The organism is Tumebacillus lipolyticus (assembly GCF_042682745.1).
Taxonomy (GTDB): Bacteria; Bacillota; Bacilli; order Tumebacillales; family Tumebacillaceae; genus Tumebacillus_A; species Tumebacillus_A lipolyticus.
Genome location: NZ_JBHUIO010000002.1, coordinates 508360 through 533031 on the forward strand (window position 1 = coordinate 508360; position 24672 = coordinate 533031).

The following is a 24672-nucleotide window of genomic DNA, read 5'->3' on the forward strand; positions in this document are numbered from 1 at the left end:
CTGCTCACCCCCGGTCTGTCGAAGCCCGCTCGATGATCGAATGCGGCAGGCGGACGGTGTAGTCGTCGATCGGCTCATCGTTCAGCAGTTTGGTCAACAGCCGCATCGAGACGGCGCCAAGATCATAGGTGGGCTGAGCGACAGTCGTCAAATCGGGTCGCACCATCTTCGACAGGCGCGTATTGTCAAACCCGATCAGGAGCACATCGTCAGGCGCGTTCCCACCCCGATCGCGGATCGCATTCAAGTAGCTGAGTGCGAGCTCGTCCGAAGCGGCGACAACCGCTTCGGCGCGGTGCCCCGCCTGCAGAAAGCGGTCGACAGTGTCCAGACCTCCTTCATACTTCATATCGGGAGCGTGTAAGATCAAGGTGTCCTGCAAAGGCTGGCCCGCCGCAGACAGCGCTCGCTCGTACCCGCTTCGGCGCTCCATCGTCACCCGGTGCGAGGTAGGACCGCCGATAAAAGCGATCGAGGAGATTCCTTTGCTCAAGAAAAACTGAGCTGCATCAAAAGCGGCCGACTCATTGTCGATCGAGACGGACGGAATGCGACCTTCCGGATCTTCGGTCGCGCAGAGCACGACGGGCAGCTGCGCTTGCTCAAATGTCTTGACGATCTCTTTGGTGATCTGCTCCGAGATGAAGATCAGACCATCGACCTGCTTTTCCCACATCGTCCCGATCAGGTCGATCTCGCGCTCTTCTCTCGCGTCTGAGTTGGTGAGAATAATATGGTATTGATACATGGTTGCAATATCTTCTATGCCCCGCAGCACTTCCGCATGAAAGAGGTCGGAGACGTCGGGCAGGATGACGCCGATCGTCTTCGTCCGCTTGCTGGCCAGCCCGCGGGCGACAGCGTTCGGTCGATAGGCGAGCTTTTCGATCGCCGCTTGAACCTTCGCTTTCGTCTCGTCCTTTACGACTGCCGTACCGTTTAAAACGCGGGAAACGGTCGCCATCGAGACGCCCGCTTCTCGTGCTACATCGTAGATCGTCTTGTTCACGGGAAACTCCCCTTTTATCAGTGCAAATATAGCCTCATTTTACCATACGGCCGCTCAATTTCGAAACAGAATGCGCTCGAAGCCCGCATGAAAAACTAAGCGGCGGTAACTGCCCGCTCCTTCGCCGCGCACAACCGCCCGCTTACCACGACCCGCTTTCAGCCGCTCGTTCAGCCTTCGGTCGGGCGTGTGATCAGTTCTTGTCCCGACTCAAGCGCCCCTCGAATCTTCTGGAGCATGTAGCCGATCCCCTTGCATCCTTGCAGCGGTGTGTGATAGATTCGTGTCTCTCCCATGATCGCAGGAACGATCTCCGCATATTTTCTGCCCCCGAGGATCGTGATGTCCTCATATGCATCAATCCCCTTTTCCCACACCTGCCGTTGAAACCCATTTAGATCGATGTTCCGCAATGGGCGCTGTGTTGAAAAGCGCACATCATAATTTTCTGGCACGAGATCGCTCGGTCGAAGAAAGCCGTGTTTCGCCGAGAGAATCACCCAATCATCGCCAAAAAAAGTTTTCGCGTAGGACTGACAAAGCTGATGGAATGTGCCGAGATAGGCTCGTTCCGCCTCCACTGGACCTTCCGTATCGGGATGACGATCCCAAAGCTTTTTCGCGCCGCAAGGAATGATGCACAGACGTTTCACAGCGCAGCACCTCCATGGATCAGATTGGTGATGAGTATAGCACATCTCGCACTTCTGCAAGTAGACACCGCCACAAAAGTATGCTTGTGAACGAATCAGGAGGTGCTTTTCAGATGGCTTACAAAGGGCAAAAATTTAACAGCTACAGTTTCGAAACCAAGAAAAAGGCGATCGAGATGTTGTTGTGCGGCATGACCAAACAGGAGGTGGCCGATACGCTTGGGATCTACGATCTCGACCGTTTAAAGGTATGGATGCGCAAATATCGCGAGGAGGGCGAGGTCGGACTGCTCGATCGCCGTTCGTCTGCGCACAGGAAACGAGCGATCGGCGTTCAGCGCATCGAGCGAGCAGAGCTCAAGCGCGACATCATCGAAAAGTGTATCGAGTTGCTCAAGCGAGAGGGCATGCGATAGTGAGATTTGCTCTCGCTTTCTTGATCAGAATCGTGCGCGCAGTCGCGCCTGTGTACCGCCGATGAGCGAAACGGAGCTCCGTTCGTAAGCGGTGGTCTCTTTTTGAAAAAAACGGACGCCTGCGTTTCGCAGGCGTCCATCGTATCAGCTGATTCGTTTACAGCCATGCAGATCTCATCAGGCTGACGGTGCGGGCGACTCGTTGACAACATCCTGTTTCTCGTTGAGAATCCGGCTGAGCAGAAGCAGAACGATCACCGCGATCAGCGACATGAACAGACCTGCGATCACAAAAGTACCACCGATGCCGATCAAGCTGGACAACCAGGCTCCTAGTGCCGGAGCGAGCAACATCGAGAGGGCGGTGGTCGCAGTCGAAACACCGGACACCCGAGCGATCAGATGTTTGGGCGTCTCCTTCTGGATGATGAAGGAGAACGGAATCATCGCTGCGGCCGAAAAGATGCCGAAGAAAAGGAAATAGAGAAACCACATCCACAGCCCTACGGTGATCACTTTCAGGCCGCCAAGCCCGATCACCACGTCGAGGAGGCCGCAGATGAGCGCCAGTGTGATCAGCATGTGCAGAGGTTTTTTATGCCATCTTGGGATCGAGCCCATCAGCAGTGCACCCACGACAGAGCCGATGCCAAGCGCTGAGACGAGATAGCCGAACGCATGCTCGCCGAGCCCGACGTCTTTCGTCCAGATGACGAGCATTCCATCATAGAGCAGGACGATGAACATGCCGATCGTCATCAGGATGATCGAAACGGACAGGATGCGCTTCGACTTCACGTGCACGATCCCTGCGGCGAACTGCTTCCAAAAGTGTTGACCGCGCTCCGACTCGTTCGCTTCGCTTTTCAGCGGAGGCAAAAATGCCAAAAAGAGAGCGGACAGGAGCAAGAAACCGATTTCCACCAAAAACACTTGCCGCGCTCCGATCAGCGGGATCAGTGCGCCGCCGAGCATCGGAGCGCCAATCTGCGTGAGGTACATCGACATCTGCCCGAGCGAGATCGCCTGGGGCAACAGATCGTCGCTGACCAGCGAGCGAATCGCCGACATCCGCGCCGGATTGTATAGCGTAGCGACACATGCGCGCAGAAAGACGAGCGCTAACATCAGATACAGGTTGGGCACGAAAAACAAGCCCAAGATGACCACAGCCCTGATCAACACGCAAGTGACCATCAGCATTCGCCGTGGCAGTCGGTCCGCCCAAACGGCCACGACCGGACCGATGAAAATCCAAGGCAAAGCGAGCACGATCATCATCGAGGCGATCTCCGTCGCCCCCATGCCCCATTCGTAGGCGATGACGACCGCGAGGGCGGTCATATCAAGCCAGTTGGCCGAATCGGAGAACAGCGAGCCGATAAACAGGTTGCGAAAGGAACGCTGCTTGACCGGTGCAAACATCGATTGTTTCTGTCCCATCTCTTTTCCTCCCAGCGATTGTTCGTTACAGCGTCACTCTCTTTCGCTGATTCCATCGGCCGTTCTGCTGCCGTGAAAGAGAGTCTGATGGCTCGGGCAGGCTGCCGGTCGGCAGGTGCCGGCAGAACGTTCGTTGGCAGCCAACGCGTTCAACGGTCAACCGAAGTTCGTACCCGATGCCATCTGGCAAAATCGTTTGCTGTTTTCCAAGGTCCAAGAAATAGTTGAGTATGTCTTCGATGTTGCTTGGATCAAGGCTCGTAAATAAAATCAATAAATTAAGTTTAATCCGTTTCGCCTTACTTTGGCAATACCCGACAGAATTTTCTGCATCGCGCTGAAAAAAAAAACCACGTGCTCTACCGTCCTGTAGAGCACATGGTTTTTCGTTTAAGGTAGCGTTGTAAGTCTCTCTGCGATTCGATTCATCAGCGAAGCCATCTCCGCACGAGTCGTTCCGGCGAGCGGACGGAAATAACCACCCTCGTATCCGCTCAAGATGCCTTCCTGTTTCATCGCCAAGATCGCCTCAAAGGACCAGCCGTCGGTGACGTCGACAAATGGTGCACCTACGCTCGGCTGTGTTTCAATCTTGAGCAAGCGAGCCAGCATCGACGCCATCTCCTGACGCGACACATTTTGCTCAGGGGCGAACAGGTTGTATTCCAACCCTGAAATAAAACCTGCCTGTTTGGCGATGTCGATATGGCGCTTCGCCCAGTGGTTGGCAGGTACGTCGCGAAAGCCTGCACTCGGTGCCGACTGCTCTTCCAGACCTAACGCCTTCACCAAGATCACAGCCGCTTGAGCCCGCGTCAGTGGTTTTTCAGGCGAGAACTTCAGCGGTGCAGTTCCGACCATCCAGCCTTTGTCGAGCATTGCGAGAATATCATTCCCGGCCCAGTGGTTTTCCGTATCTTCAAAGTAGCGACCGTTCAACCAGCGCGAGTAATAGTCCCACGTCCCATCCGCCTCTTGGGTCAAACTCCAAGAACCGGTGCCCTTCAGTTGATATTTCTCGACCAAGCGCAACTTCTCTTTGATCGACGTTTCGTTCTCAAACCAAAGTGTGTACGTCCCCGCCGTAAAGCGAGTGGAGCCGATGACCAGCACCTCATCGGTCGGTTTGACTGTAAATGTCGCTTTCGCCGACTTGGTCGCAGCATCGTACACGACGCGCCCACCATATTTCGCCAGCAGCTCTGGCACGCGCGAGTTGGATACCCCCGCGCCGTTCATCGTGCCGTCCGATTTCCAGACGCGACCGAAAAAGGGAATGCCCAACACGATCTTATTGCGCGGAACGCCTTGATCCAACGCGTATTGAATCGAGCCTTTCACAAACGAATCGCTGGCGACAGGACCTGCTGTCGTATCGCCCGAATAGTTTTCGTCATAGGCCATGACCATCAAATAATCGCTGTAATCGGACAATTTTTTGTAGTCGTAGGAACCGTGCCAGCCGATCTGAAATCCGCGTGGGTTGGCGGCAACCGCCACCGACACCTCTTTCTGCGCCGGAAGTTTTGCCCGCAACAGCCGCACCAGATCCACATAGTTTGCGCGATCTGCCTCGTTCAGATTTTCAAGATCGACATTGACGCCGTCCAAATTGTACTTCTGCATCGCGTCTGCCAGCTGTGTCGCGAGTTGTTCGCGATTCTGCAACGCTTTGCGTCCGAGTTCCCGATCCCAATGGTTGCTCAAAAAGGGAACGACTTTGACCCCCCGCTTGTGCATCTCCGTGATAAAGGAGGTGGACAGCTTGGTCGTTAACTTCAATGTCCCATCCGTGTTTAGATTAAAGAAATCGGGAGACACTACATGAAGTGAATTTTTGGTTCGATCGACCGAATCCACATATGTCGATGTGCTTCCAAAGTAAAGATAGGACATGTTAAACTTGCCCTCGGCAGCTTGTGTGGAAACTCCCGGTACGAGCATTGCGGCGGTCACCAACCCGATAATGGTACGTTTTAACCACATGCGCACAACCCTTCCCTCGCTTCCCCTCGTAATCTAGTCATTCACCCACTAGTTTACAAGTAGAGGAAGGGCAGGGACAAGGCACAGATATTCCCTTTTTTCTTCGCGTGCGTTACTCTGCGTCGATTACTCTCATTTCTGGCTGTTGAGCAAAGTAATTGTCCTTATACCCGTTCGACGTCCCGATCATGACAACTCGGTCCGCTTCCCCGATCTCTCCGCTCGCTTTCAACTTCTTCACCGCTTCCCAGACGACTGCAGACGAACTTTCCACATACAGCCCGCGGCGTGCTAGCTCCGCTTGTCCACGCAGCGCTTCGCCTCCGTTTACATCGATCGCTCGTCCACCCGATTCTTTCAGCGTATGCACCGATTGATAGGTGACGGTCGTCCCGCCGATCGACTCGGTGTTCGCATGATCTCCAGAAAAATGATCGCGATAATCTTCCCCACTCAACACGCGGGACAAGCGACCAAACGGTTCGACCGCATACATGCGCGGAACGGTTTGAATCCACCCTGCCGCTTGTGCCTCTTTAAGCCCCTGCCAAATGCCCCAGAGCAAATCCCCTCTCGAAGTCGGGACAACTACTGCGGACAGGCCTGCCCCAGCGAATGATTCTGCCAACTCATGGCCGCACGTCTTGTACCCTTGCACGCCAAATGGATTGCTGCCTGTCGGTGGATCGAGATAGTTGGTCGCCGGATACCAGCCTTGCTCCTCTACCATCTTTCTCATATAGGACCAACGCTTGAGCGAATCGTGTGCCGCGACAAGCTCCGCCCCGGTCGAACGCACCGCTTGCCCCCAGATCGGATTCATCTGGACCGTCGTGATCACCACGCAGTTCAGGCCTGCTGCCGCCGCGTAGGCGGCGAGCGATGCACCCGCATTTCCACTCGATGCGGCGACCACCGTCGTGCAGCCGATCTCTTTGGCGCGAGCGACGACCAGCGCGCTCATCCTGTCCTTGTGCGATCCTGTCGGGTTCTGCCCTTCATTTTTCAGCCAGAGACTGCCGACCTCCACTTCTGCTGCGAAATCGGGCAGGTCGACCAAAGGTGTGTCCCCTTCGCCCAAGGTCGGATACGTGCGATAGGGCAACCTGTCGGCAAAGCGCCTCATCCCCCGAACTTTTGGATCGACGCTCCACGCCGCGTCCGCCGCATAATCGATCTTCAGCGAGGCTGGAAATCCTTGCGCCAGACAGGATGGGCAACCTGCCGTGTAATCGCCCCACTCATACTCCGCCCCACAGCGAAGGCACGACAGCGATCTGGCCAACTCGTTTTGTACGAACATCCTCTTCCACTCCTTCCAATCTGTCCGATGCGAGCAAGCACGCTCTGAGCGACTTCTCATTGCTTTCACCATATCACAGCGGCAACACAAGTCCAAGACAAAAGCTCGCCCGTGGTTGCCTGTACGTTACAAGAGTCGTCTCATGTAAATACACTGATAAAAACGCATGCAAAGGAAGGGAAGCACATGGAGGAAATGATCAGTCAGCCAAAGGAAGGGACCACCCTTGACCCATGGCTGATTCAGCCATGGGGTGACGTGGAAGGCGATGTGCCGACCGTCCCGCCCGAGCTGGAAGCGATGGCCTATGAAGTGATCAAAGAGTACGACATGTCGGTCAGCGAACTGTTGCTCATCACGACGAAACCGGATAAGGGCGGCGCCATCTGGAAGATCCAGACCAACCACGGTCCGCGCAGCTTAAAAGTGCTTCACCGCACACCAGCTCGCAGCCTGTTCAGCGTTGGTGCCCAACAATATCTGGTGGAAAAAGGGGCGCGGGTTCCCGCCTTGATCCCAGACAGGCGGGGCGAGCTATCAGTCGAGCGCGGCGGCAAGCTCTGGATCGTCACCGATTGGATCGAACCGCTGACCCCAGCAGCCAAAGTCGATCTCACTGGCGCTCAGCAACTCTGTTTCGGACTGGGTGAATTTCATAAGCATTCGCAAGGATACACGCCACCAAAAGGCGCGGTGAACGCCACCCGCCTCCATCGCTATCCGATGTCCTATTACAAAATACTGAACAAGCTCGACTGGTTCCGCCACATCGCCACCCTCTACTCCGATCTACCTGCCAGTCAGAAACTGCTCTCGCTGATCAGCAAATATGAGCAACAGGCGCGTAATGCGATGTACACGTTGGAACAATCCCCCTACAAGGAATTGGTGCAACGCGGTGAAGCAACATGGGGGTTCGCCCATCAAGACTACGGGTGGTCGAACGGTCAGGTCGGCCCCGACGGTCAGATTTGGATCATCGACCTGGACGGCGTCGCTTTCGACTTGCCGATTCGCGACCTGCGCAAACTGATGACTTCTACGATGGAAGATATGGGGCAATGGGATCTGGCGTGGATTCGCGGCATGATCGACGCCTATCATCAATCCAATCCGATCGAGCCGGAACTGATGCAAGTGCTGTTGATCGATATGGCGATGCCCAATGAGTTTTACAAACACGTCAAAGAGGTCGTCTATGCGCCAGAGCTATTTTTGACCGCCGAGACGGAAGCGATGCTCGATCGCATGGAAGCGACAGATGCAACCAAATGGCCTGCCCTGCAAGAGCTCGGCGCACAGATCCTCGAAGCTCCGGCCGACTGGGTGCCCTCGCTCAAGGCGCATCTCGTACCAGCTTCCAACCAAAGCCTCGCGCTCGACACGACCGGGGTCGTCTCCCCCGAGCTCGCACCGGAGATCGCACCAGGGATCGCACCGAGGATCGCACCGAGGATCGCACCAGGGATCGCACCAGGGATCGCACCGGGGATCGCACCGGGGATCGCACCGGGGATCGCACCGGGGATCGCACCGGGGATCGCTTACGAAGACGCACCGTCGATCACACCGGAACAGCCGCTTGTCGCAGCTGAGGAACTCAAGTCGTTCGACAATCTGATCACCAGCATTCCCGCAGCTACCAACTCTGTACTGCCGAACTACCAAGAGTGGGTCGATAACTTGCGCGAACAGATTCTCGCGATGCGAAAAACGCCGACGCCAGCTTCCATTCCTTCTTTTCCAACAAAGGCGCCCGCCGCGAAGAAACCTTCCGCTTCCAGAAGGTCGTCCGCATCGGAAAGGACTTTCTCATCCGACTGGAATCACAAGGAGCCAGAGAGCAAGAGCATCGTGGAACGAGCGCAGGAAATTCTTAACAACACCAGTTTGAACTTGGAGTTGAATACGATTCCGCAGGTCGGACAGTTGTCGCCCTACACCCAGGAACTGCTCAACAAGATCATCGTCAAACGAAAGGAGAGACGGCGTACGTGAAAATATTAATGATCTGCACCGAAAAGCTCCCCGTCCCGCCCGTGCGGGGGGGAGCGATTCAAACCTATATCGCAGGGATCGCCCCTGAGCTTTCCCTTCAGCACGACATCACCATCCTCGGCATCACCGACCCTAGCCTACCCAACTCGGAGCGACTGGGCAGAATTCAGTTTGAACGGGTGCCAGGCAAACAGTTCGACCTGTACGCGGAGAATGTGGCTGGCTTTTTGCAAGGCAAGCATTACGATCTGATCCACGTGTTCAACCGCCCCCGTCTGATCGGGCCGGTGCGCCAAATGGCTCCACGCTCCCGCATCGTGCTCTCGATGCACAACGATATGTTTACACCAGACAAGATCTCTCCGGAGGACGCACAGACTGCGATCAATGAGGTCGAGCGCATCGTGACCGTCTCCGACTATGTCGGAAACGCCATCGCCGCACTCTACCCGAGCGCGCAGCCGAAGCTGCGCACCATTTACTCCGGCGTCGATCTCGGGCGTTACGCAAAAACGTCAGAGGCGAACGCCATTCGTCATCAACTGCGAAGCGAGCACGGCATTTCTGACAAAAAAGTGATTCTGTTCGTCGGACGGCTCTCTCCCAAAAAAGGGGCGGACATTCTCGTTCGCTCCATGCAACAGGTGGCGCAGCGTCACTCCGATGCAGCGCTCGTGATCGTCGGCGGCAAATGGTATAGCGACAACGAGATCTCCGACTATGTGGCCTATGTGCGCGCTTTGGCTGCTCGCTCACCCGTCCCGGTCGTCACCACCGGCTACGTCGCAGCCGATCAGGTGCATCATTGGTTTCATGCGGGCGACCTGTTCGTCTGCGCCTCGCAATGGGAGGAGCCGCTCGCTCGCGTTCACTATGAGGCGATGGCGGCCGAACTTCCGATCGTCACCACCGCTCGCGGCGGGAATCCGGAAGTGATCTCCCTCGGGCAGAACGGCCTGCTGATCGAGACGCCGGAAGACCCGAACGCTTTTGGTGAGAAAATCTCAATGTTGCTCTCCGATACTGGGAAGATGAGGATGATGGGGCAACAAGGGCGAAAGTTGGCCGAACAGCGATTTGGCTTTTCACGGGTGATTCGCGAGATCCTTGAGGTTTGGCGATGAGACGAAAGCGAGTGCTCGTCACCGGATGCGCAGGCTTTATCGGCTCCTCGCTCTGTGAACGATTGCTCAGAGAGGGAATTGAAGTGTACGGAATCGACATGTTCGTCCCCAACTATGACCGCTGGATCAAGGAGCGAAACCTCTCTTCGCTCCTTCTCCACCCCCAGTTCCACTTTTTCGAAAGCGACCTGCGCCACCTGTCCTTCTCCGAACTTTTGCTCCGCGTCGATGAAGTGTTTCATCAAGCGGCGCTGCCAGGAGTCCGCACTTCATGGGGCGGTCAGTTTCAGCAATATGTCGATCACAACATTTTGGTCACCCAAGCGCTGCTCGAAGCGGCCAAAAATTCGAACGTCCAAAAGATCGTCTACGCTTCCTCCTCTTCTGTCTATGGCGGCATGGAGGGCCCGACAGACGAGACGCGCCCGCCACATCCGATCTCCCCGTACGGGGTGACCAAACTGTCTGCCGAACAGCTTTGCCAACTGTATGCCAAAGTGTTCGGGGTTCCAGTCGTCTCCTTGCGCTACTTTACCGTCTTCGGTCCACGACAGCGGCCGGATATGGCCATTCACAAGTTCATTAAGCAGATTCTGACCGGCAATCCGATTCAAATCTACGGAGATGGGGAGCAATCGCGAGACTTCACCTTTGTAGACGATGCGGTGACCGCCAACCTGCTGGCAGCTGCTTCCCCCAGCGCAGGCGAGGTTTTCAACATCGGTGGCATCTCCCGTCTCACCGTCAACGAGTTGATCTCCCTGATCGAAAAACATGCTGGCAAGCGAGCTCACCTGCAGACACTGCCCGAGCAGCCAGGCGATCCGAAACACACGTTTGCAGACATCACAAAGGCCAAAACCACTCTCGGCTACAACCCGCAATTCGATGTGGAACGAGGCGTTCACCTGCAGATCGAACAGGTGCGCTCGCTCTACAACCTCTGAACAGCAGCGCCCTGCTCCCCCGCGGAGAGGGCGCTGCTGTTTCTGCTTTTGGATCGCATCCTGCTCGCACGCTCCGCTCTCTTGAGCCTGTCCATCAGGAGCGATCGCACAAGCCTAGCAAGCCCCCTCATGTCAGAGGGGGCTTGCTAGGGCTGATGATCATTCTTCCGATCGGGCAACTGCACTTGGGAGTGATCCCCAAGCATGCAGATGATTCGCTCCGCTTCCTTGCCGCTGTGCAGTCTGGTCGCCCGTCCGAACACGCTCTGCTCGATCTTCATCTCCACCCCGCAGATGGAGGCGCCCTCAAGGCAGATGCTATCCTCGATCATGCAGGATTGGAGCATCACGCCATCTTGGACCGACACGTGCGGGCCGACCACCACATCTTTGAGCTGGCAGCCATCTCCGATTAACACCGGACCTCTGATCGTGCAGTTCTCCACCTTCGAATCTTTGCCGATGATCACCCGACTGCCCTGCATTTCATCGAGCATCCAACGATTTGCTAAAATCCAGCGCTCTAAAGTTCCGACATCCGAATACGGTTTGTTTGTGATCGAGAAGGAGACCGAGCGGCCGGAAGCGATCAACTTTTGAATCGCATCGGTGATCTCGTACTCCCCCCTTGCGGACGGTTTCAGCTCGGTGATCGCCTGAAAGATGCTCGGCTGAAACACGTACGCTCCGATGACGGCAAGATCGCTTTTCGGGCGCTTCGGCTTTTCGACCAGCGAGAGGATCTTATGATCCCGAATATCTGCGATCCCATAGTCGCTCGGATTCTCCACGCGCGCAAGCATGATCGCCCCATCGTGGCCTTGAAACGCTGAGCTCAGCGTCTGCAAATCCTCATAGATCAGGTTGTCACCGAGCAGCAACACGAACGGCTCTTTCCCGAGAAACTGCTGTGCAGTCTGCACAGCATGGGCGATGCCGAGCGGTTTTGTCTGCGGGATGATCTCGATTCGGCATTGCGTGTCATAGCGAGTCAGATATTCGCTGATCGCCAGCTGCTGCGGGTTGACCACCACGCCGATCTCAACAATCCCCAACCCGCGAAGCTTTTCGATGCAATACTCAAGGATCGGCCGATTGGCGACTGGGAGCAGCGTCTTCGGGGTGGTATGCGAAAATGGATGCATCCGCGTCCCTCGCCCCGCACAAAGAATTAAGCCTTTCATTCGGATCGCCTCTCCCCAACGCACGCATAGGCAAAGCCACTTGCGCGCAACTTGTCGCCGTCAAGCGCATTGCGACCGTCCAAGATCCAACGACCGCGCATCCGCTTGCGCACCTTTGACCAATCGAGGTCGAGAAACTCCGGCCACTCGGTGACCAAAAGCACCGCATCCGCTCCGTCGATCGCCCCGTATGCATCTGTCGCCATTTTTACTTGGGGGTGAATTTGCCGCACCGCCTCCATGCCTTGAGGGTCGAAAGCGCTTACCTCTGCCCCGCGCTCCTGCAGCATCTCGATCATCGCAAGCGCTGGCGCTTCCCGAATGTCGTCAGTCCCAGGCTTGAAGGTCAACCCGAGCAGGGCGATTCGCTTGCCGGAAAAAGGGCCGATCGCCGTTTCTACCTTCTGCAAAAACCAGGGCGCTTGGGTCTGATTGATCGAGGTCACCGCATCTAACAGCTGGAGCGGCACCCCCTGTTGTTTGCCAAGATGGATCAGCGCTCGCACATCTTTGGGAAAACAAGATCCTCCATAGCCGATTCCTGCGCGCAAGAACTGCGGACCGATTCGAGAATCCAATCCCATTCCGCGAGCCACTTTGCTGATCGAGCTTCCCGTCTTTTCACAGAGGCGAGCGAGCTCGTTGACAAACGATATTTTGAGCGCCAAGAAGGCGTTGGATGCGTATTTGATCATCTCCGCATCGCGAACGCTCGTGTACAGCATGACCGTCCGCACACCTTGGTACAGCTCTGTCATCATGGCTCGTGCCTTGTCCGATTCGCAGCCGATCACCACGCGGTCCGGGTGCAAAGCGTCGTGAAGCGCCTTTCCTTCCCGCAAAAACTCTGGATTGGACACGACATCAAACGGGATGACCACACCTCGCTTGGCAAGCTCTGCTTCGAGGATCGCTCGCACTCGATCGCCCGTTCCGACCGGAACTGTGCTCTTGCTGACCACTACCTTGTAGCGATCGAGATGGCGACCGATCTGCCGCACAGCCTCCTCGATATAGCTCAAATCGGCCGATCCGTCCGATTGCGAGGGCGTGCCGACTGTGAGGAAGAGGATCTCGCTTTCTGTCACCGCCTTGGGCAGGTCGGTGGTAAAGGTCAGGCTGCCTTGCGTGATCAACGACCCCATCAGCGCTTCCAACCCTTCTTCATAAAAAGGCAATCGTCCGCTGTTTAGCATCGCCACCTTCTGCTGATCGACGTCCACGCCGATCACCCGATGTCCCATCGATGCTAGTGTGGCGCAGGTCGTCGCGCCAACATATCCTGTACCGATAACCGATACGTGCATAAACCTCCCTGCTTTCTCAGATAGAATTGGTTCTTATATCCTATGAACCGATCAATTTTGTGGAGACGGTGTAAAAGTACAACCGCGATCAGAGTCCGCGCATCACCTGCACAAAGGTGGGATCTGGCAGTTGGTAATCTGCCGGATAGGAACTGCCGAGCTGCGCGAGCCATGCGGGGGAAGTTGCTTGTTGTAGCGAAGCGCTGCGAAATTGCGCCTGTCGCATCTGAACAGCTTTCCCTTGCAGGATCTCTTGGTACAACCTCATCGTCCGCACGCGCATCGTCTCCAGCGACCACTGCTGACTCCCCCAGGCCTTTGCGGTCGCACCGATTCGCTCACAGCCCGCTCGATCCGCAAGAGCGTGCATGATCGAGTTGCACAGCGCTGCGCTGTCTGCAGGTGGCGTGAGATAACCGGTCGCTCCTGGGCGAATCATTTCTGGAATCCCCCCTACCTCCGAGGCGATCACCGTCCTGCCAGCCACTTGCGCTTCCATGATCGAGTACGGACAGTTTTCCTGCAGGCTCGGCAGCACGCAGAGATCGGCAAGTTGGAGCAATGCTGGCACATCGCTTCGATCGCCGAGCAGCTCAACATCCTCTTGCAAGCCGAGCTGACCGATCTGCATTTCGATCTCTTTGCGCCCCGCGCCCTCGCCGATCAGCCAGCAGACCCAGCCTCCCCGACGAGCTTTTAGTTCGGCGAGCGCGTCGAGCAGATGAATATGTCCTTTCAGCCGATCCAGACGAGCGACAACTGCGATCACTTGCTTCCCATGCGGCTTGCGCTGTTCGGTCGGTCGACCCATCGCTGCCCAAAACGTTCTGATGTCCATCCCGTTTGGAATGACGCGCAGACCTTTTTCCGAAACGGACAGGTCGCGCAGGAAGATATCTTTCATCCATTTCGAGGGGAGAATGGCGAGATCTGCTGAGGCGATGCCGATCGACTCTTGTGCGAGCGAAAAGCGGTGATGAGCCGAGTGGGGCTCTCGGATGACCCCCTGTTGCAGCAATTCGAAGGAATAATAACCGTGAATGGTTGCGATCAGCGGCGCTTGCGGAGGTTTGATTCTTGAGAGGACGCGTGTGGAGATCACATCTTGCGTGTGAAACAGATCATAGCGAGAGATATCGAGCGCAGCTGCTGCCGCTTCAAACAAATAGCGCTGCATTTCCATCCGCAAGATGCCAGGATCGAGCGCAGGTAACAACCGATCATAGTGAGAAGCGAGATGTTCGGCAATCGCCTGTTGAGCTGGCTTTTTTTCAAAGCGTGTTCCCTGACCGATCAGGTAGTAATGCTTCCCATCCGGATGTTGAGTTAGCACATCTACCTCGTGGCCACGCGCCTCGACAATTTTTTTTAGCTGATTGACATACGTCCAAAGTCCCCCTGTATTGGGCAGTGCAAAATAGGAGGCGAGCAGTATTTTCATCCTTGCCCTCCTTTCATCAGCGGAATCACCGAATGAATCGCAGCTCGCACGAATGGCTTGCGAGTCAAAAGGAAGTGAACGAGCGCCTCTTTTTCCTCAGGAGTAACCGCCCATTCCTCCGGAACATCAGATTGGATCGCGTCGGCGATCTGACAGTCTGGAAGCGCTTCTAAGCGGGCGATCGCCTCTTCAAACATCTGTTTTTCGTCCACGAAGCTTACGAGGCGCTGGTAGAGTTCTCCCCAATAAGGCTGTACCCGCTCCGCATTTGCGTTCAGCGTTTTTACCGTCCACCCCGCACCACAAAAGCAGCTTCCGTGGTCGATCATGCGCAACTGCCAAACCTCTCCTTTTTCAATCAGCAGATTGCGGTTGCTCGCATAGCGATCATTGTTGTTGATCCAATAATCGAATGCGATCATCAGCGGCACAAGATCCAAATTGACACACCGCGCCACCTTTTCCATCGTCGTGCAGAGCGTGTGTTCCACCAGATACCGACTGCCATAATGCGGACCTGCTTGCAGTTGAAACTCTGCGAACTGTGGAAGGTCGATCAACTCTTCTGGTAGATATACCTTCTCGCTCTTGACGATCGGCAGACCGAGCGATGATCCGAGTCGATAGGCCCACCACTCGTTGGGCAAGATCCGCAGCCCTTGCGGATTGGACAAAAACTTAACCACATACGAAAGTCCATCGTCACACTCAAAGATCTGCGGACGGCAATATCCGGTGCTCGTCGGTCCGAGATAGCGAACGGCTGTTACCCCATCTGCCGACCCCCTTCCCTCTGTCTCGATAGATTACCTCATCGTATGCGCCAGCCGCTTGCACAGGCACGTACAAGAGCGCATCGCGCAAAGAAAAAGCGTGCTCCCCGTCACGCTCGTCCGCAACGGAAAACACGCTGTATAGGATTGCCGATGATACGAACCGATGGGCAGACCGACCGCAGGTGGGCCGTTCGCTCCGATCGCTGAGCAGCACCGACAAAATCCCAGTTGATTTGATAATAGAATATAGAGTTAATAAATAAATGTCAATGGTATAAATGAACCGAATGCACATCAAATGCCCATCAATGCCTCACTTCACCTCGTGGATCATCGCGACAACCTGACGCAAAACGCACCTGCCCCTGCGCTCTCCTCCACGTGCCTCAGACCGTTCACGACCCTCTCAAGTGGATCTAACACATATGGTTTCTATCTGCTTTTGATCGGGATCGCCATCGAAATGATACGTTTGCACTTGGTAGCAGCCAAGCTGTGCAGAATCCAAAAAAAGCGTGCCCCCGCTGAATGGGACACGCTTTTTGACCAACCGCTTGCGCGATTGGTAATTCTATTGAAATGTACCGTTTGAGGACACACCTATTATTATCAAACACTGACAACACTGTCAAGAGAATTTCAAGAATCACTTGCGAGGTTGTGCGCACGCTGTCTTAAAATCAGAATCTGGGGCATAAGAATGGGACAAGGAGGCATTACAGGATGAAAAAATGGCTTTTCGCGTGGGTGATCATCACCGCATACCTGATCACCAACTTAACCATTCGGCAGCCGGCCGTGCAACCGCACTTGGTCGCGACGATGCTGCTTGGTTTTTTCTTCTTCTTGATCTTCAGATTTCGTGGGGTTTACGGGGTTGCTTTGGCGGTCACGGCGATCGTGCTGCTCGCGGCGATCCTGCACCAGATTCGTCAGCCACCAGGAGTTTCGGTCGTCGATGCCGCCCTGCTGACACGCCTTGCGCTCGACATCGTGACGATCCTCGGCGGCGGCGGTCTCGGCTATTGGGTGCTGCGATCCTATCAAAAACTGTATCGAGGACGGCCAAAATGAAGCACGCCCTGCCGCAGTCCCTTCTGCAGTAAGGCGTGCTTGATATGTATCCAGCCCTCAAACCACCCGGTCGAGCAACTCGACTGTGGCTTGAAGAGCAAAGTTAACAAACTCGTGTCGAATTATCGAAATGATTTGTCGAACCCTGTCGTTCTAGGAACGACTATATCATGATATCAAAATTTAACTCAAACATGCGAACAACCGTACAAAGCAAATATCCCCTCGATGCTCAACTATGATTAAAAATACGCTCTTTCACCTATAGTTCCCAATTTAAGGATACACATAGAATCGCTGGTATTGATCTACACTATTTTCACCTTTGGTACTTGGATGCAAGGTGGAGGTGTGCGGATGAATCGAACCCTGCCCGTCGGATGTCTCACGATCAGCTTCACCCTATTTGCCCTCTTCGGCTGTGGCAACCAGCAAGCGCAAGAACATGCTGATGCACTCCTACCTGTCAGCTCCTATCAGGTGGCGACTCGCGATATCCCGGAGACTGTTCTCCTTCCAGGTCGCATCGTCTCAGCAGACGAGGTCACCGTCTCTGCCACCATGCCAGGACAGTTGCAACAGGTGTACGCACAGGTCGGGGAGCCTGTTGCCGCCGGACAACTGCTCGCCACTTTGAACAGCCAAGCGACAGAAACTGCCCTGCAAGAAGCGCAAAAAACATTGCGAGCGCTCGAACAACAGATGTCAGAGCTCAGATCGTTCGGCGCAACCGCCAATTCGGGAGTGCACATCGACAGGTTAAAACGGCAGATCGAGCTGCAGATTCGGCAACTGACATCTGCGATCGCTGCGGGAGAAACACCCACGCCAGAGAAACTGTCTACCGCAAGCGAAAAACTGCTTCTACTCCAAAAAGAGCTGGTGCGCATGGAGACCGAGTCGGCTCTGATCAGCTCTTTGCTTCCGCTTCGCACTTCTCTGCTGCAAGGGCTCCAACTACAAGTGGCACAGGCGAATCGAACGGTGCAAGCGGCACAAGCGCAGGTAGACGCTTCCCGCATTCGCTCACCGATCAACGGCATACTGCTCACCAACAGCGCAGCCCCCGGCAGCTCGACACTTCCTGGCGCTCCACTGTTTCAAGTCGGCCAAGTCGAACGGTTAGAACTTGAACTGCTCGTCGATCCGAACATCGTGACCCGTCTGACTCCTGGACAGCAAACGACGGTGCAGATCGGGTCCCTGCCTGCGACCACAACAAAGCTATCATCCGTCTCTCCTGCCCTCCAACCGCAAGCAAAATCGTTTACAGCTCGCGCCCCGATCTCGAATGAAAACGGACTGTTCAAGCCGGGCATGATCGGACAAGCGGTGATCAGCCTCGCCTCCCATGCTGGCGTGAACGCAGTGCCAAAAGCTGCGATCCTGACCGATCAGGCGGGTAGCTATGTGCTCAGAATCATCGAGGGCAAAGCGACCGCAACGCGGATCACCTGTGGCTATGATGATGGCACATGGGTTGAAATTCGATCTGGCTTGCAGCGAGGAGATCAGGTTGTGCATCAGGGCATCGAGCGCGTACAACCTGGTGCAGAGGTCAAAGTCGTCCAGAGGGAGCGCGGGCGATGAAGCTTTCTGAGCTGTCGGTCAAACGCCCGGTCGCCGCCACGATGATCATCATCGCTCTCGTGCTGTTGGGCGGGGTCTCGTTGTTCAAACTTCCGGTCGAACTGTTTCCACGCATGACGTTTCCACTGGCTGGCGTCACCGTGCAAAGTCAAGGCACAGCACCTGAGGTGCTCGAACAGATGGTCACACGGCCGCTTGAAGAAGTGCTCGGAACTGCCAACAATGTGAAAAATGTTTCCTCTGTCACCCGCAGCGGCGGAGTCATGGTGCTCGTCGAGTTCGACTGGGGCACAGACATGGATTTTGCCACCCTCCAGATGCGGGAGAAGATCGACTTCATCCGCAATCAATTGCCCAAGGAAATTGAACAGCCGATCGTCTTGCGCTTCGATCCAAACATGTTGCCGACCATCCAATTGGGTCTGACCGGCGGGCGTGATCTGACCGAACTCAATTCGATCGCCGAGACGATTCGCAGCCGAATCGAGCGCGTCGAAGGGGTGGCTGCCGTTCAGATCAGCGGCGGGGCTGAGCGCACGATCAATCTGACGGTCGATCCGAACGCCCTCTTTGAACGCGGTCTGACTCTGATCGAACTGAGTCAACTGCTCGCTTCGGAAAACCTCACCCTGTCCGGCGGAGCGGTACGCGAGTCTGAGCGAGATCTCTCGATCGTCATTCGCGGGGAATTTACCAGTTTGGAAGCGCTGCGCAATGTACCGCTCACCTCCAAGCAGGGCAACCGCTTTCATCTGCGCGATGTCGCCTCGATCGAAGAATCGGTCAACGAAGCGAGCAGTTTGTCGCGCATGAACGGCAAGCCGAGCATTTCGCTGTCGATTCGAAAACTGTCTGAAGCAAACACCGTTCAGGTCTCAAGCGGCGTGCAATCTGTGCTCACCGACCTGAAGCGAGCGCTGCCTGACAGCGTGCAGCTGGTATCGCTCTTCGACCAGGCTGTCTTTATCAAACAATCGATTCGAACACTGACTCGCGACATGTTGGTCGGTGCAGTTTTTGCGGCGCTGATCCTGTACTTTTTTCTCCGCAGTTGGAGAAGTACGCTGGTCATCGCGCTATCGATCCCCATCTCGATCATCGCCACTTTCGTCATGGTCTATTTTGCCGGCCAGTCGGTCAACATGTTGACGATGGGTGGATTGGCGCTCGGTGTCGGGGCGATGGTCGATACGGCGGTGGTGATCTTGGAGAACATTTACCGCCATCGTCAACTCGGTCGTTCGCTTTATGATTCGGTGCTCGAAGGTTCGAGCGAAGTCAGTTTGGCTGTGACAGCTGCCGCTTTTGCCTCGGTGGTCGTGTTCGCCCCGATCATCTTCGTCTCTGGACTTGCAGCACAGCTGATTCGCCCACTGGCGCTCACCGTCACGTTTTCCCATCTGGCCTCGCTGTTTAGCGCCCTGTTGCTCGTGCCGATGTTCGCCTACTATTTTCTGCGCAAAGACGAACCTGCTCAAAAATTTCCGATCTCCACTTCGGCCGAGCATGAAGCCGATTCGATGCGCTTAGACCGTCTAGGACGCCTTTACTTGCGACTTTTGAGCTGGGCGGTCGATCATCGCAAGACGGTGCTTTTTACAAGCCTCGGGCTGGTGTTGCTGTCTGCAGTCGCCTACCCTGTGCTCGGCAAAGAGTTTTTGCCCAAAGGTGACCAAGGCGCGATCGCTGTCAACCTCAGCTTGCCGGCTGGCTCACCGCTAGAGCGAACAGGCCAAACGGTGAGCGCCGCTGAAGCTTCGATTCGTAAGCTTCCCGAAGTGGAGACGATCTTCGTCACCATCGGTGGCGGAACGATGTACAGTCAGGGCACTGGTATCCAATCGCACAAAGCGACGTTGAACATTCAATTGATCGACCGTTCAAAACGCCTGCGCAGCACCGTTGCTGTCGCCGATGAACTGCGCACCAAACTGCGGCAGATCCCGGAGGCGACGACCTATGTGCAGGTGGCTGGCGATCAATTTGGCGGTGGGACGGGCCGCCCTATCCAGATCAGACTGCGCGGAGAGGACGACCAACAGCTGCGCAAGCTGGCAGCTCATACTGCTGAGCAGATCATGAAGGTCGAGGGCGTTCGAGAAGCATCCGCAGAGCGCGAGCAGCTGGTCGATGAAGTGCAGATCATCGTCAATCGTGAGGCGGCCCTCTCTTACGGACTGACCAGCTCACAGGTTGCCCAGATGATCAATCTCTCCACACAGTCGCAGACGATCACTTCCTATCGCGCGCAGAGCGAAGAGATCGATGTCCGTCTGCAGATTCCAGCTGAGATGAGAGCATCGGTCGAACGTCTCAAGCAGTTGCCGATCTCTTCCCCGCTCGGCACAACGGTCATGCTCGGCTCGATCGCAGAGATCAAGATCGACAAAGGGCCGTCTGGCATCTCTCGCTTCAACAACCAGCGAGAGGTCACCGTCGAAGCCGATTTTGTCGGACGTGACCTCGGACATGTGATGGATGACATCAGAGATCGGCTGGACAAACACCTTGAGCTGCCGGCAGGTTATGCGATCGATTATGGCGGCGAGTCGGAACAGATGAACGATGCTTTTCAAAAGTTGGAAGGTGCGCTCCTGCTCGCGATCGTGCTCGTCTACATGGTGATGGCAGCTCAGTTCGAGTCTTTTTTCCACCCGTTCGTCATCATGTTTTCCGTTCCGGTCACCAGTGTTGGCGTGGTGTTCGGCCTGCTGGTCACCGGGCGTTCGCTCGGGGTTGGCGCCTATATCGGGCTGATCGTGCTGGTCGGAATCGTCGTCAACAACGCGATCATCCTGATCGACTATATCAACCGTCTGCGCCGTCGCGGTCTCGACCGCTTCCAAGCGGTGCTGCGCGCAGCTCCCGTTCGCCTGCGTCCCATCCTGATGACGGCTGGCGCTACGGTGCTCGGCGTCCTCCCTGCCACGCTCGGTTTCGGGGAGGGGGCGGAAATTCAAGCGCCGCTCGCGACGGTGATTCTGTTCGGCCTCACCTTTTCCACCCTGATCACGCTGGTGTTGATCCCGGTGGTCTATCTCGCGCTCGACTTATGGCTGGAACGATTGAAAGCTCGGAGGTGATCGAAAAGATGGCCCGCCGTCTTCGTCAATATGTCTGCTCGCTCTTGCTGCTCCTGTTTCCCGCCCAATCGGCAGGGGCGAGCGCGCCGCTCCCGCTCGACCGACCGATCGAATATGTGGCAATCGGCGATTCGATCACCGCTGGATGGGGCACGCCGCTGATCGATGGCGCCCGCTTAAACGGTTATGCCCCCCTGCTGCACCGCCAGATGCAAGCGCACGGCCGGGCGACGATGCACAATCTCGGCATTGCTGGCCTGACGAGCGGACAGTTTCTCTTTTTGCTGGCCCATTGGCCGGAAGCGGTTGAGCAGCTTCGTCGAGCCGACCTGATCACCCTTTCCATCGGGGGCAATGACATCATCTGGACGGAGCACCAAAAGCCTGGCGACGTGATGGCGATGCGAGCCGCGCTGACCAAATACAGGTCGAACATTCAAAAAATCCTCTCCGCCTTCCGAAAGGTCAATCAGCGGGCGCGACTGTTTGTGCTGGAAGTGTACAACCCATTTGAGCAGCAGGACCCGCGACATCGCCTGTTCAACGAGTGGATCACCTGGGTCAACGAATCGATCCTAGCGGTGGCGACCCAATATGATGCGACGGTCGTCCCCGTCGCCAGCCTGTTTGCCACTCATGAAAAGGAATATGTCAATCTCGCCAACCACGATATTCATCCAAATCCGCTCGGACATCAGATGATCGCAAAACAGATCGCGCATCAGCTGTTCGGCAGGTTTACGCCGCTCCTCGTCACACCCGATCAGCAGCCCAACCTGCTCTGGAACGGCAACGCGCGCAACCTGCCCACTCGGCTGATCTGGGAAAACAGCACGATCTACATCAGCCTTCCACAGCTGAAAGCGATCGATCAGGATGCACGGCGAACACTGCGCACTCGCGTCGGTGCAAACGCTGTCCGGATCGATGGAATGCGCATCCCCTTACCATCTCCGGTCCTCCTGCTCGACGGAACGCTCTACCTGCCGCTGCGCCCGATCCTCGAATCGATCGGTGCCAAAGTCTATTGGGTGCCAGACAGCTTGACGCTTTCTGTGTTCAGCAAATAAAAAAAAGGAGGCGGATGCCTCCTTCGCTGAAGCTTACACTTTTACTGGCGCGCTCAACAAACCTAAGTACAAGCACAGCTCCAAGTGCAGATCGTGCGCTTTTTCTTGCCCGGGGAAATCGATCACCGCACGGCGTCCACTGCTGCCTGTCAACTCCTTCAGCTCGCGGATGGTGCCCGGTCCGAGATCTTTGTGATGCAAAGTGTCTCCCGCAGCGAAAGCGACCGATCCGTATTTGGCCAGCGCGCTCTTCATGCGCTCGCTGGCTGGAGCGGAGACAGCTTTCGGCGCATTGCTCGTGGCAGCAGGCTGCCCTGTTGCTGAAGCGATCGCCACTCTTTTTGAACGTGGCAACAGCCCTGTCTCGAACAGGAACGGCGAGGGCTCTGCGCGATGTCCATGGTAGCGAAGCGGTGCGGAAAGCGTAAGATAACGCTTGGCCCGAGTCATGCCGACATAGAAGAGGCGGCGCTCCTCCTCGACGGCTGCCGACAGCTTGTCCCCTTCCGCTTGCAGCGCTTTCGGATGCGGCAACATATCTGCTACCAGCCCGATGCAATACACATGCAGAAATTCTAACCCTTTCGACTTGTGCATGGTCATCAGTTGGATTCCCTCGCCTTTGCTCCGCGATTGTCGCACCTTCTCCTTGACCTCTTCGACGTGCTGCAAAAAGTCGTGCAAGCTAGCATGTCCGATCACCGCCTGTTCGAGCTCGTCCAGCGGCTCGCCGATCAGCTTGGGATCATTGCCCGTCTTGGCGGCAAACTCCTCCAGATAGCGGTCATAGCCGATCTCCTTGCGGATTTTGTGCAACGCTCGCGCTGGCGATAGCAGGCGCAGGGAGATCAAGTCTTGGATCAGCTGCTCCACCTTGGTGCGCTGATAGGGCTCCAGACTCTCGATCTGCGCGAGCGCTTCTAAGTAGGTGATGTTCTGCTGGCGGCGCAGCGAGTGCATCTGATCAACCAGTCGATCCATATAGAGATAGCGTTTCGGTCGGTTGAGGATCTGGACGATCCCATCGAGATCATCAGGCTGATAGGCGAGCTTAAAGTAGGTGAGCACATCGCGCACCTGCCAGCGACCGTAAAAGTCGCCGTCCGCATCGTGCAGGGTGAAAGGCAGACCACGCTGCACCAAGCCGTCGATCATCGCTCGCACCTGGATATTCGTCCGGTAGAGGATGGCGATCTCTCTCGCATCCAGCTCAGGGTCGGCCGCCAGCAGTTCAGATACTTGGGCCAAGATCTGCTCCGCCTCGTCCTTCTCCCCGTCCGCTCGCAACAGCTGTGGGCGCTCTCCCGTGTTGCCGGTGCCTCGGATCAGCTTGCTCTGGCGCAATCGATTGTGCAAAATCAGCCGGGAAGCGGAGTCGATCACCTGATCTGTCGAGCGATAGTTTACCGCCAAGATCACTTTTTTCGCACCGGGAAAGGTCGCTTCAAAGTCGAGCAAGAACTCGACCCGCGAGCCGCGAAACCGATAGATCGATTGGTCATCATCCCCGACGATGCACAGGTTGCCGTGTCCTGCAAGCATCTTGATCACTTCATATTGGGCGAGGTTGGTATCCTGAAACTCGTCGACGAGAATGCAGGAGTACCGTCGTTGGTAATGTTCGCGCACCTCGCGGTTCTGCTTGAGCATCTCGTAAGCAGAGACGAGGATGTCATCATAGTCCCAGCGACCTTCCTGCTGCTTGACCCGCTCATAGCCAGCATACAGATCGCGAAACTGCTGATTTTCAGGCTTGGTGACTTTGATCCTCGCCGGGAGGATCAAATTGTTTTTGCAGAGCCCGATTTTCGAGAGGGCGTCTGCCACCTGCTCATCATCGCCATCTTCCCCAAGCTCCCGCAGCAGCGCTTTGATGATCGTGCGCTGCTCACTCTCTGCCAACAGCGCCGGCAGTTGCCCGCCGTTTTGCTGCATCAACATCCGCATGAACACAGAGTGAAACGTACCGATCTCAGCCGCCCTGATGTTCTGCTGGCCGATGCCAGGCATCGCCGCCAAGCGATTCTGCATCTCAGCGGCAGCCGCGCGGGTGAACGTGACGATCAGCATCTTGGCTGCTGACACCCGTTCCACTTGCATCAGATAGGCAGCTCGACAGGTTAAAACGGTCGTCTTCCCGCTGCCAGGCCCTGCAAACACGACGAGAGGCCCTGCCGTGTGGCAGACCGCCTCTCGCTGTTCATCGTTCAACTCTATGCCGATTTGGCCAAGTTGCGCCAAAAAATCCGATTGGTTCATCCGTTCAAC

Annotated in this window: 18 protein-coding genes; 8 read left to right on the forward strand and 10 right to left on the reverse strand. The window is 56.0% G+C overall.

What is annotated here, in order from left to right; all coding sequences use genetic code 11:
- Positions 1–4: 4 nt before the first annotated feature.
- Entirely contained in the window at positions 5–1009 is a 1005-nt protein-coding gene (locus ACFSOY_RS01750; RefSeq protein WP_386043725.1) for a substrate-binding domain-containing protein, read from the reverse strand.
- Between the two features lie 170 nt (positions 1010–1179).
- On the reverse strand, positions 1180–1662 hold the full coding sequence (locus ACFSOY_RS01755) for a DUF6884 domain-containing protein (RefSeq protein ID WP_386043727.1): 483 nt from the start codon (positions 1660–1662) through the stop codon (positions 1180–1182).
- A gap of 113 nt (positions 1663–1775) precedes the next feature.
- Here ACFSOY_RS01755 and ACFSOY_RS01760 point away from each other — a divergent pair, with 113 nt between their 5' ends.
- Complete coding sequence (locus ACFSOY_RS01760; RefSeq protein WP_386043729.1) at positions 1776–2078, forward strand: helix-turn-helix domain-containing protein; 303 nt, start codon at positions 1776–1778, stop codon at positions 2076–2078.
- A gap of 177 nt (positions 2079–2255) precedes the next feature.
- On the opposite strand, the gene ACFSOY_RS01765 is transcribed toward ACFSOY_RS01760, so the two are convergent.
- From ACFSOY_RS01765 to ACFSOY_RS01775, 3 genes are all read right to left on the reverse strand, one after another.
- A complete protein-coding gene (locus tag ACFSOY_RS01765) occupies positions 2256–3521 on the reverse strand; it encodes an MFS transporter (protein WP_386043731.1) in 1266 nt (421 codons plus the stop codon).
- A 390-nt stretch (positions 3522–3911) separates the two neighbouring features.
- Positions 3912–5507, reverse strand: coding sequence for a glycosyl hydrolase family 18 protein (locus ACFSOY_RS01770; protein ID WP_386043733.1), 1596 nt, complete (start codon positions 5505–5507; stop codon positions 3912–3914).
- A gap of 112 nt (positions 5508–5619) precedes the next feature.
- On the reverse strand, positions 5620–6810 hold the full coding sequence (locus ACFSOY_RS01775) for a threonine synthase (RefSeq protein WP_386043735.1): 1191 nt from the start codon (positions 6808–6810) through the stop codon (positions 5620–5622).
- Between the two features lie 186 nt (positions 6811–6996).
- Between ACFSOY_RS01775 and ACFSOY_RS01780 the strand changes: the two genes are divergently transcribed.
- Genes ACFSOY_RS01780 through ACFSOY_RS01790 form a run of 3 tightly spaced genes read left to right on the forward strand, consistent with a single transcriptional unit; the run spans position 6997 to position 10879 of the window.
- Entirely contained in the window at positions 6997–8808 is a 1812-nt protein-coding gene (locus ACFSOY_RS01780) for a CotS family spore coat protein (protein WP_386043737.1), read from the forward strand.
- Positions 8805–9932 carry a glycosyltransferase family 4 protein gene (locus ACFSOY_RS01785; RefSeq protein WP_386043739.1) on the forward strand — a complete coding sequence of 376 codons (1128 nt, stop codon included), beginning with the start codon at positions 8805–8807 and terminating at the stop codon, positions 9930–9932. Before ACFSOY_RS01780 ends, ACFSOY_RS01785 begins: the two co-directional genes overlap by 4 nt.
- Positions 9929–10879 (forward strand): NAD-dependent epimerase/dehydratase family protein, encoded by a 951-nt coding sequence (locus ACFSOY_RS01790; protein ID WP_386043741.1) that lies wholly within the window; start codon positions 9929–9931, stop codon positions 10877–10879. The genes ACFSOY_RS01785 and ACFSOY_RS01790 overlap by 4 nt, the downstream gene beginning before the upstream one ends.
- 146 nt (positions 10880–11025) lie before the next feature.
- Here the strand turns inward: ACFSOY_RS01790 and ACFSOY_RS01795 are convergent, their stop codons facing one another.
- From ACFSOY_RS01795 to ACFSOY_RS01810, 4 genes are all read right to left on the reverse strand, one after another.
- Positions 11026–12063 carry a glucose-1-phosphate thymidylyltransferase gene (locus ACFSOY_RS01795; protein WP_386043743.1) on the reverse strand — a complete coding sequence of 346 codons (1038 nt, stop codon included), beginning with the start codon at positions 12061–12063 and terminating at the stop codon, positions 11026–11028.
- Positions 12060–13370 (reverse strand): UDP-glucose dehydrogenase family protein, encoded by a 1311-nt coding sequence (locus tag ACFSOY_RS01800; RefSeq protein ID WP_386043745.1) that lies wholly within the window; start codon positions 13368–13370, stop codon positions 12060–12062. The genes ACFSOY_RS01795 and ACFSOY_RS01800 overlap by 4 nt, the downstream gene beginning before the upstream one ends.
- A gap of 88 nt (positions 13371–13458) precedes the next feature.
- On the reverse strand, positions 13459–14811 hold the full coding sequence (locus tag ACFSOY_RS01805; protein ID WP_386043747.1) for a glycosyltransferase family 4 protein: 1353 nt from the start codon (positions 14809–14811) through the stop codon (positions 13459–13461).
- Positions 14808–15614, reverse strand: coding sequence for a HipA family kinase (locus tag ACFSOY_RS01810; RefSeq protein WP_386044456.1), 807 nt, complete (start codon positions 15612–15614; stop codon positions 14808–14810). Before ACFSOY_RS01810 ends, ACFSOY_RS01805 begins: the two co-directional genes overlap by 4 nt.
- A gap of 696 nt (positions 15615–16310) precedes the next feature.
- Here ACFSOY_RS01810 and ACFSOY_RS01815 point away from each other — a divergent pair.
- From ACFSOY_RS01815 to ACFSOY_RS01830, 4 genes are all read left to right on the forward strand, one after another.
- Positions 16311–16661 carry a hypothetical protein gene (locus ACFSOY_RS01815; RefSeq protein ID WP_386043749.1) on the forward strand — a complete coding sequence of 117 codons (351 nt, stop codon included), beginning with the start codon at positions 16311–16313 and terminating at the stop codon, positions 16659–16661.
- Positions 16662–17018: 357 nt separating this feature from the next.
- A complete protein-coding gene (locus ACFSOY_RS01820; protein WP_386043751.1) occupies positions 17019–18251 on the forward strand; it encodes an efflux RND transporter periplasmic adaptor subunit in 1233 nt (410 codons plus the stop codon).
- The gene (locus ACFSOY_RS01825) at positions 18248–21334 is read left to right on the forward strand and encodes an efflux RND transporter permease subunit (protein WP_386043753.1); all 3087 of its coding nucleotides are present in this window, start codon (positions 18248–18250) and stop codon (positions 21332–21334) included. The genes ACFSOY_RS01820 and ACFSOY_RS01825 overlap by 4 nt, the downstream gene beginning before the upstream one ends.
- An 8-nt stretch (positions 21335–21342) precedes the next feature.
- Positions 21343–22404, forward strand: coding sequence for a GDSL-type esterase/lipase family protein (locus ACFSOY_RS01830; protein ID WP_386043755.1), 1062 nt, complete (start codon positions 21343–21345; stop codon positions 22402–22404).
- Positions 22405–22437: 33 nt separating this feature from the next.
- On the opposite strand, the gene ACFSOY_RS01835 is transcribed toward ACFSOY_RS01830, so the two are convergent.
- Positions 22438–24663: an ATP-dependent helicase gene (locus ACFSOY_RS01835; protein WP_386043757.1), complete on the reverse strand. Its 2226-nt coding sequence runs from the start codon at positions 24661–24663 to the stop codon at positions 22438–22440.
- Positions 24664–24672 lie beyond the last annotated feature (9 nt).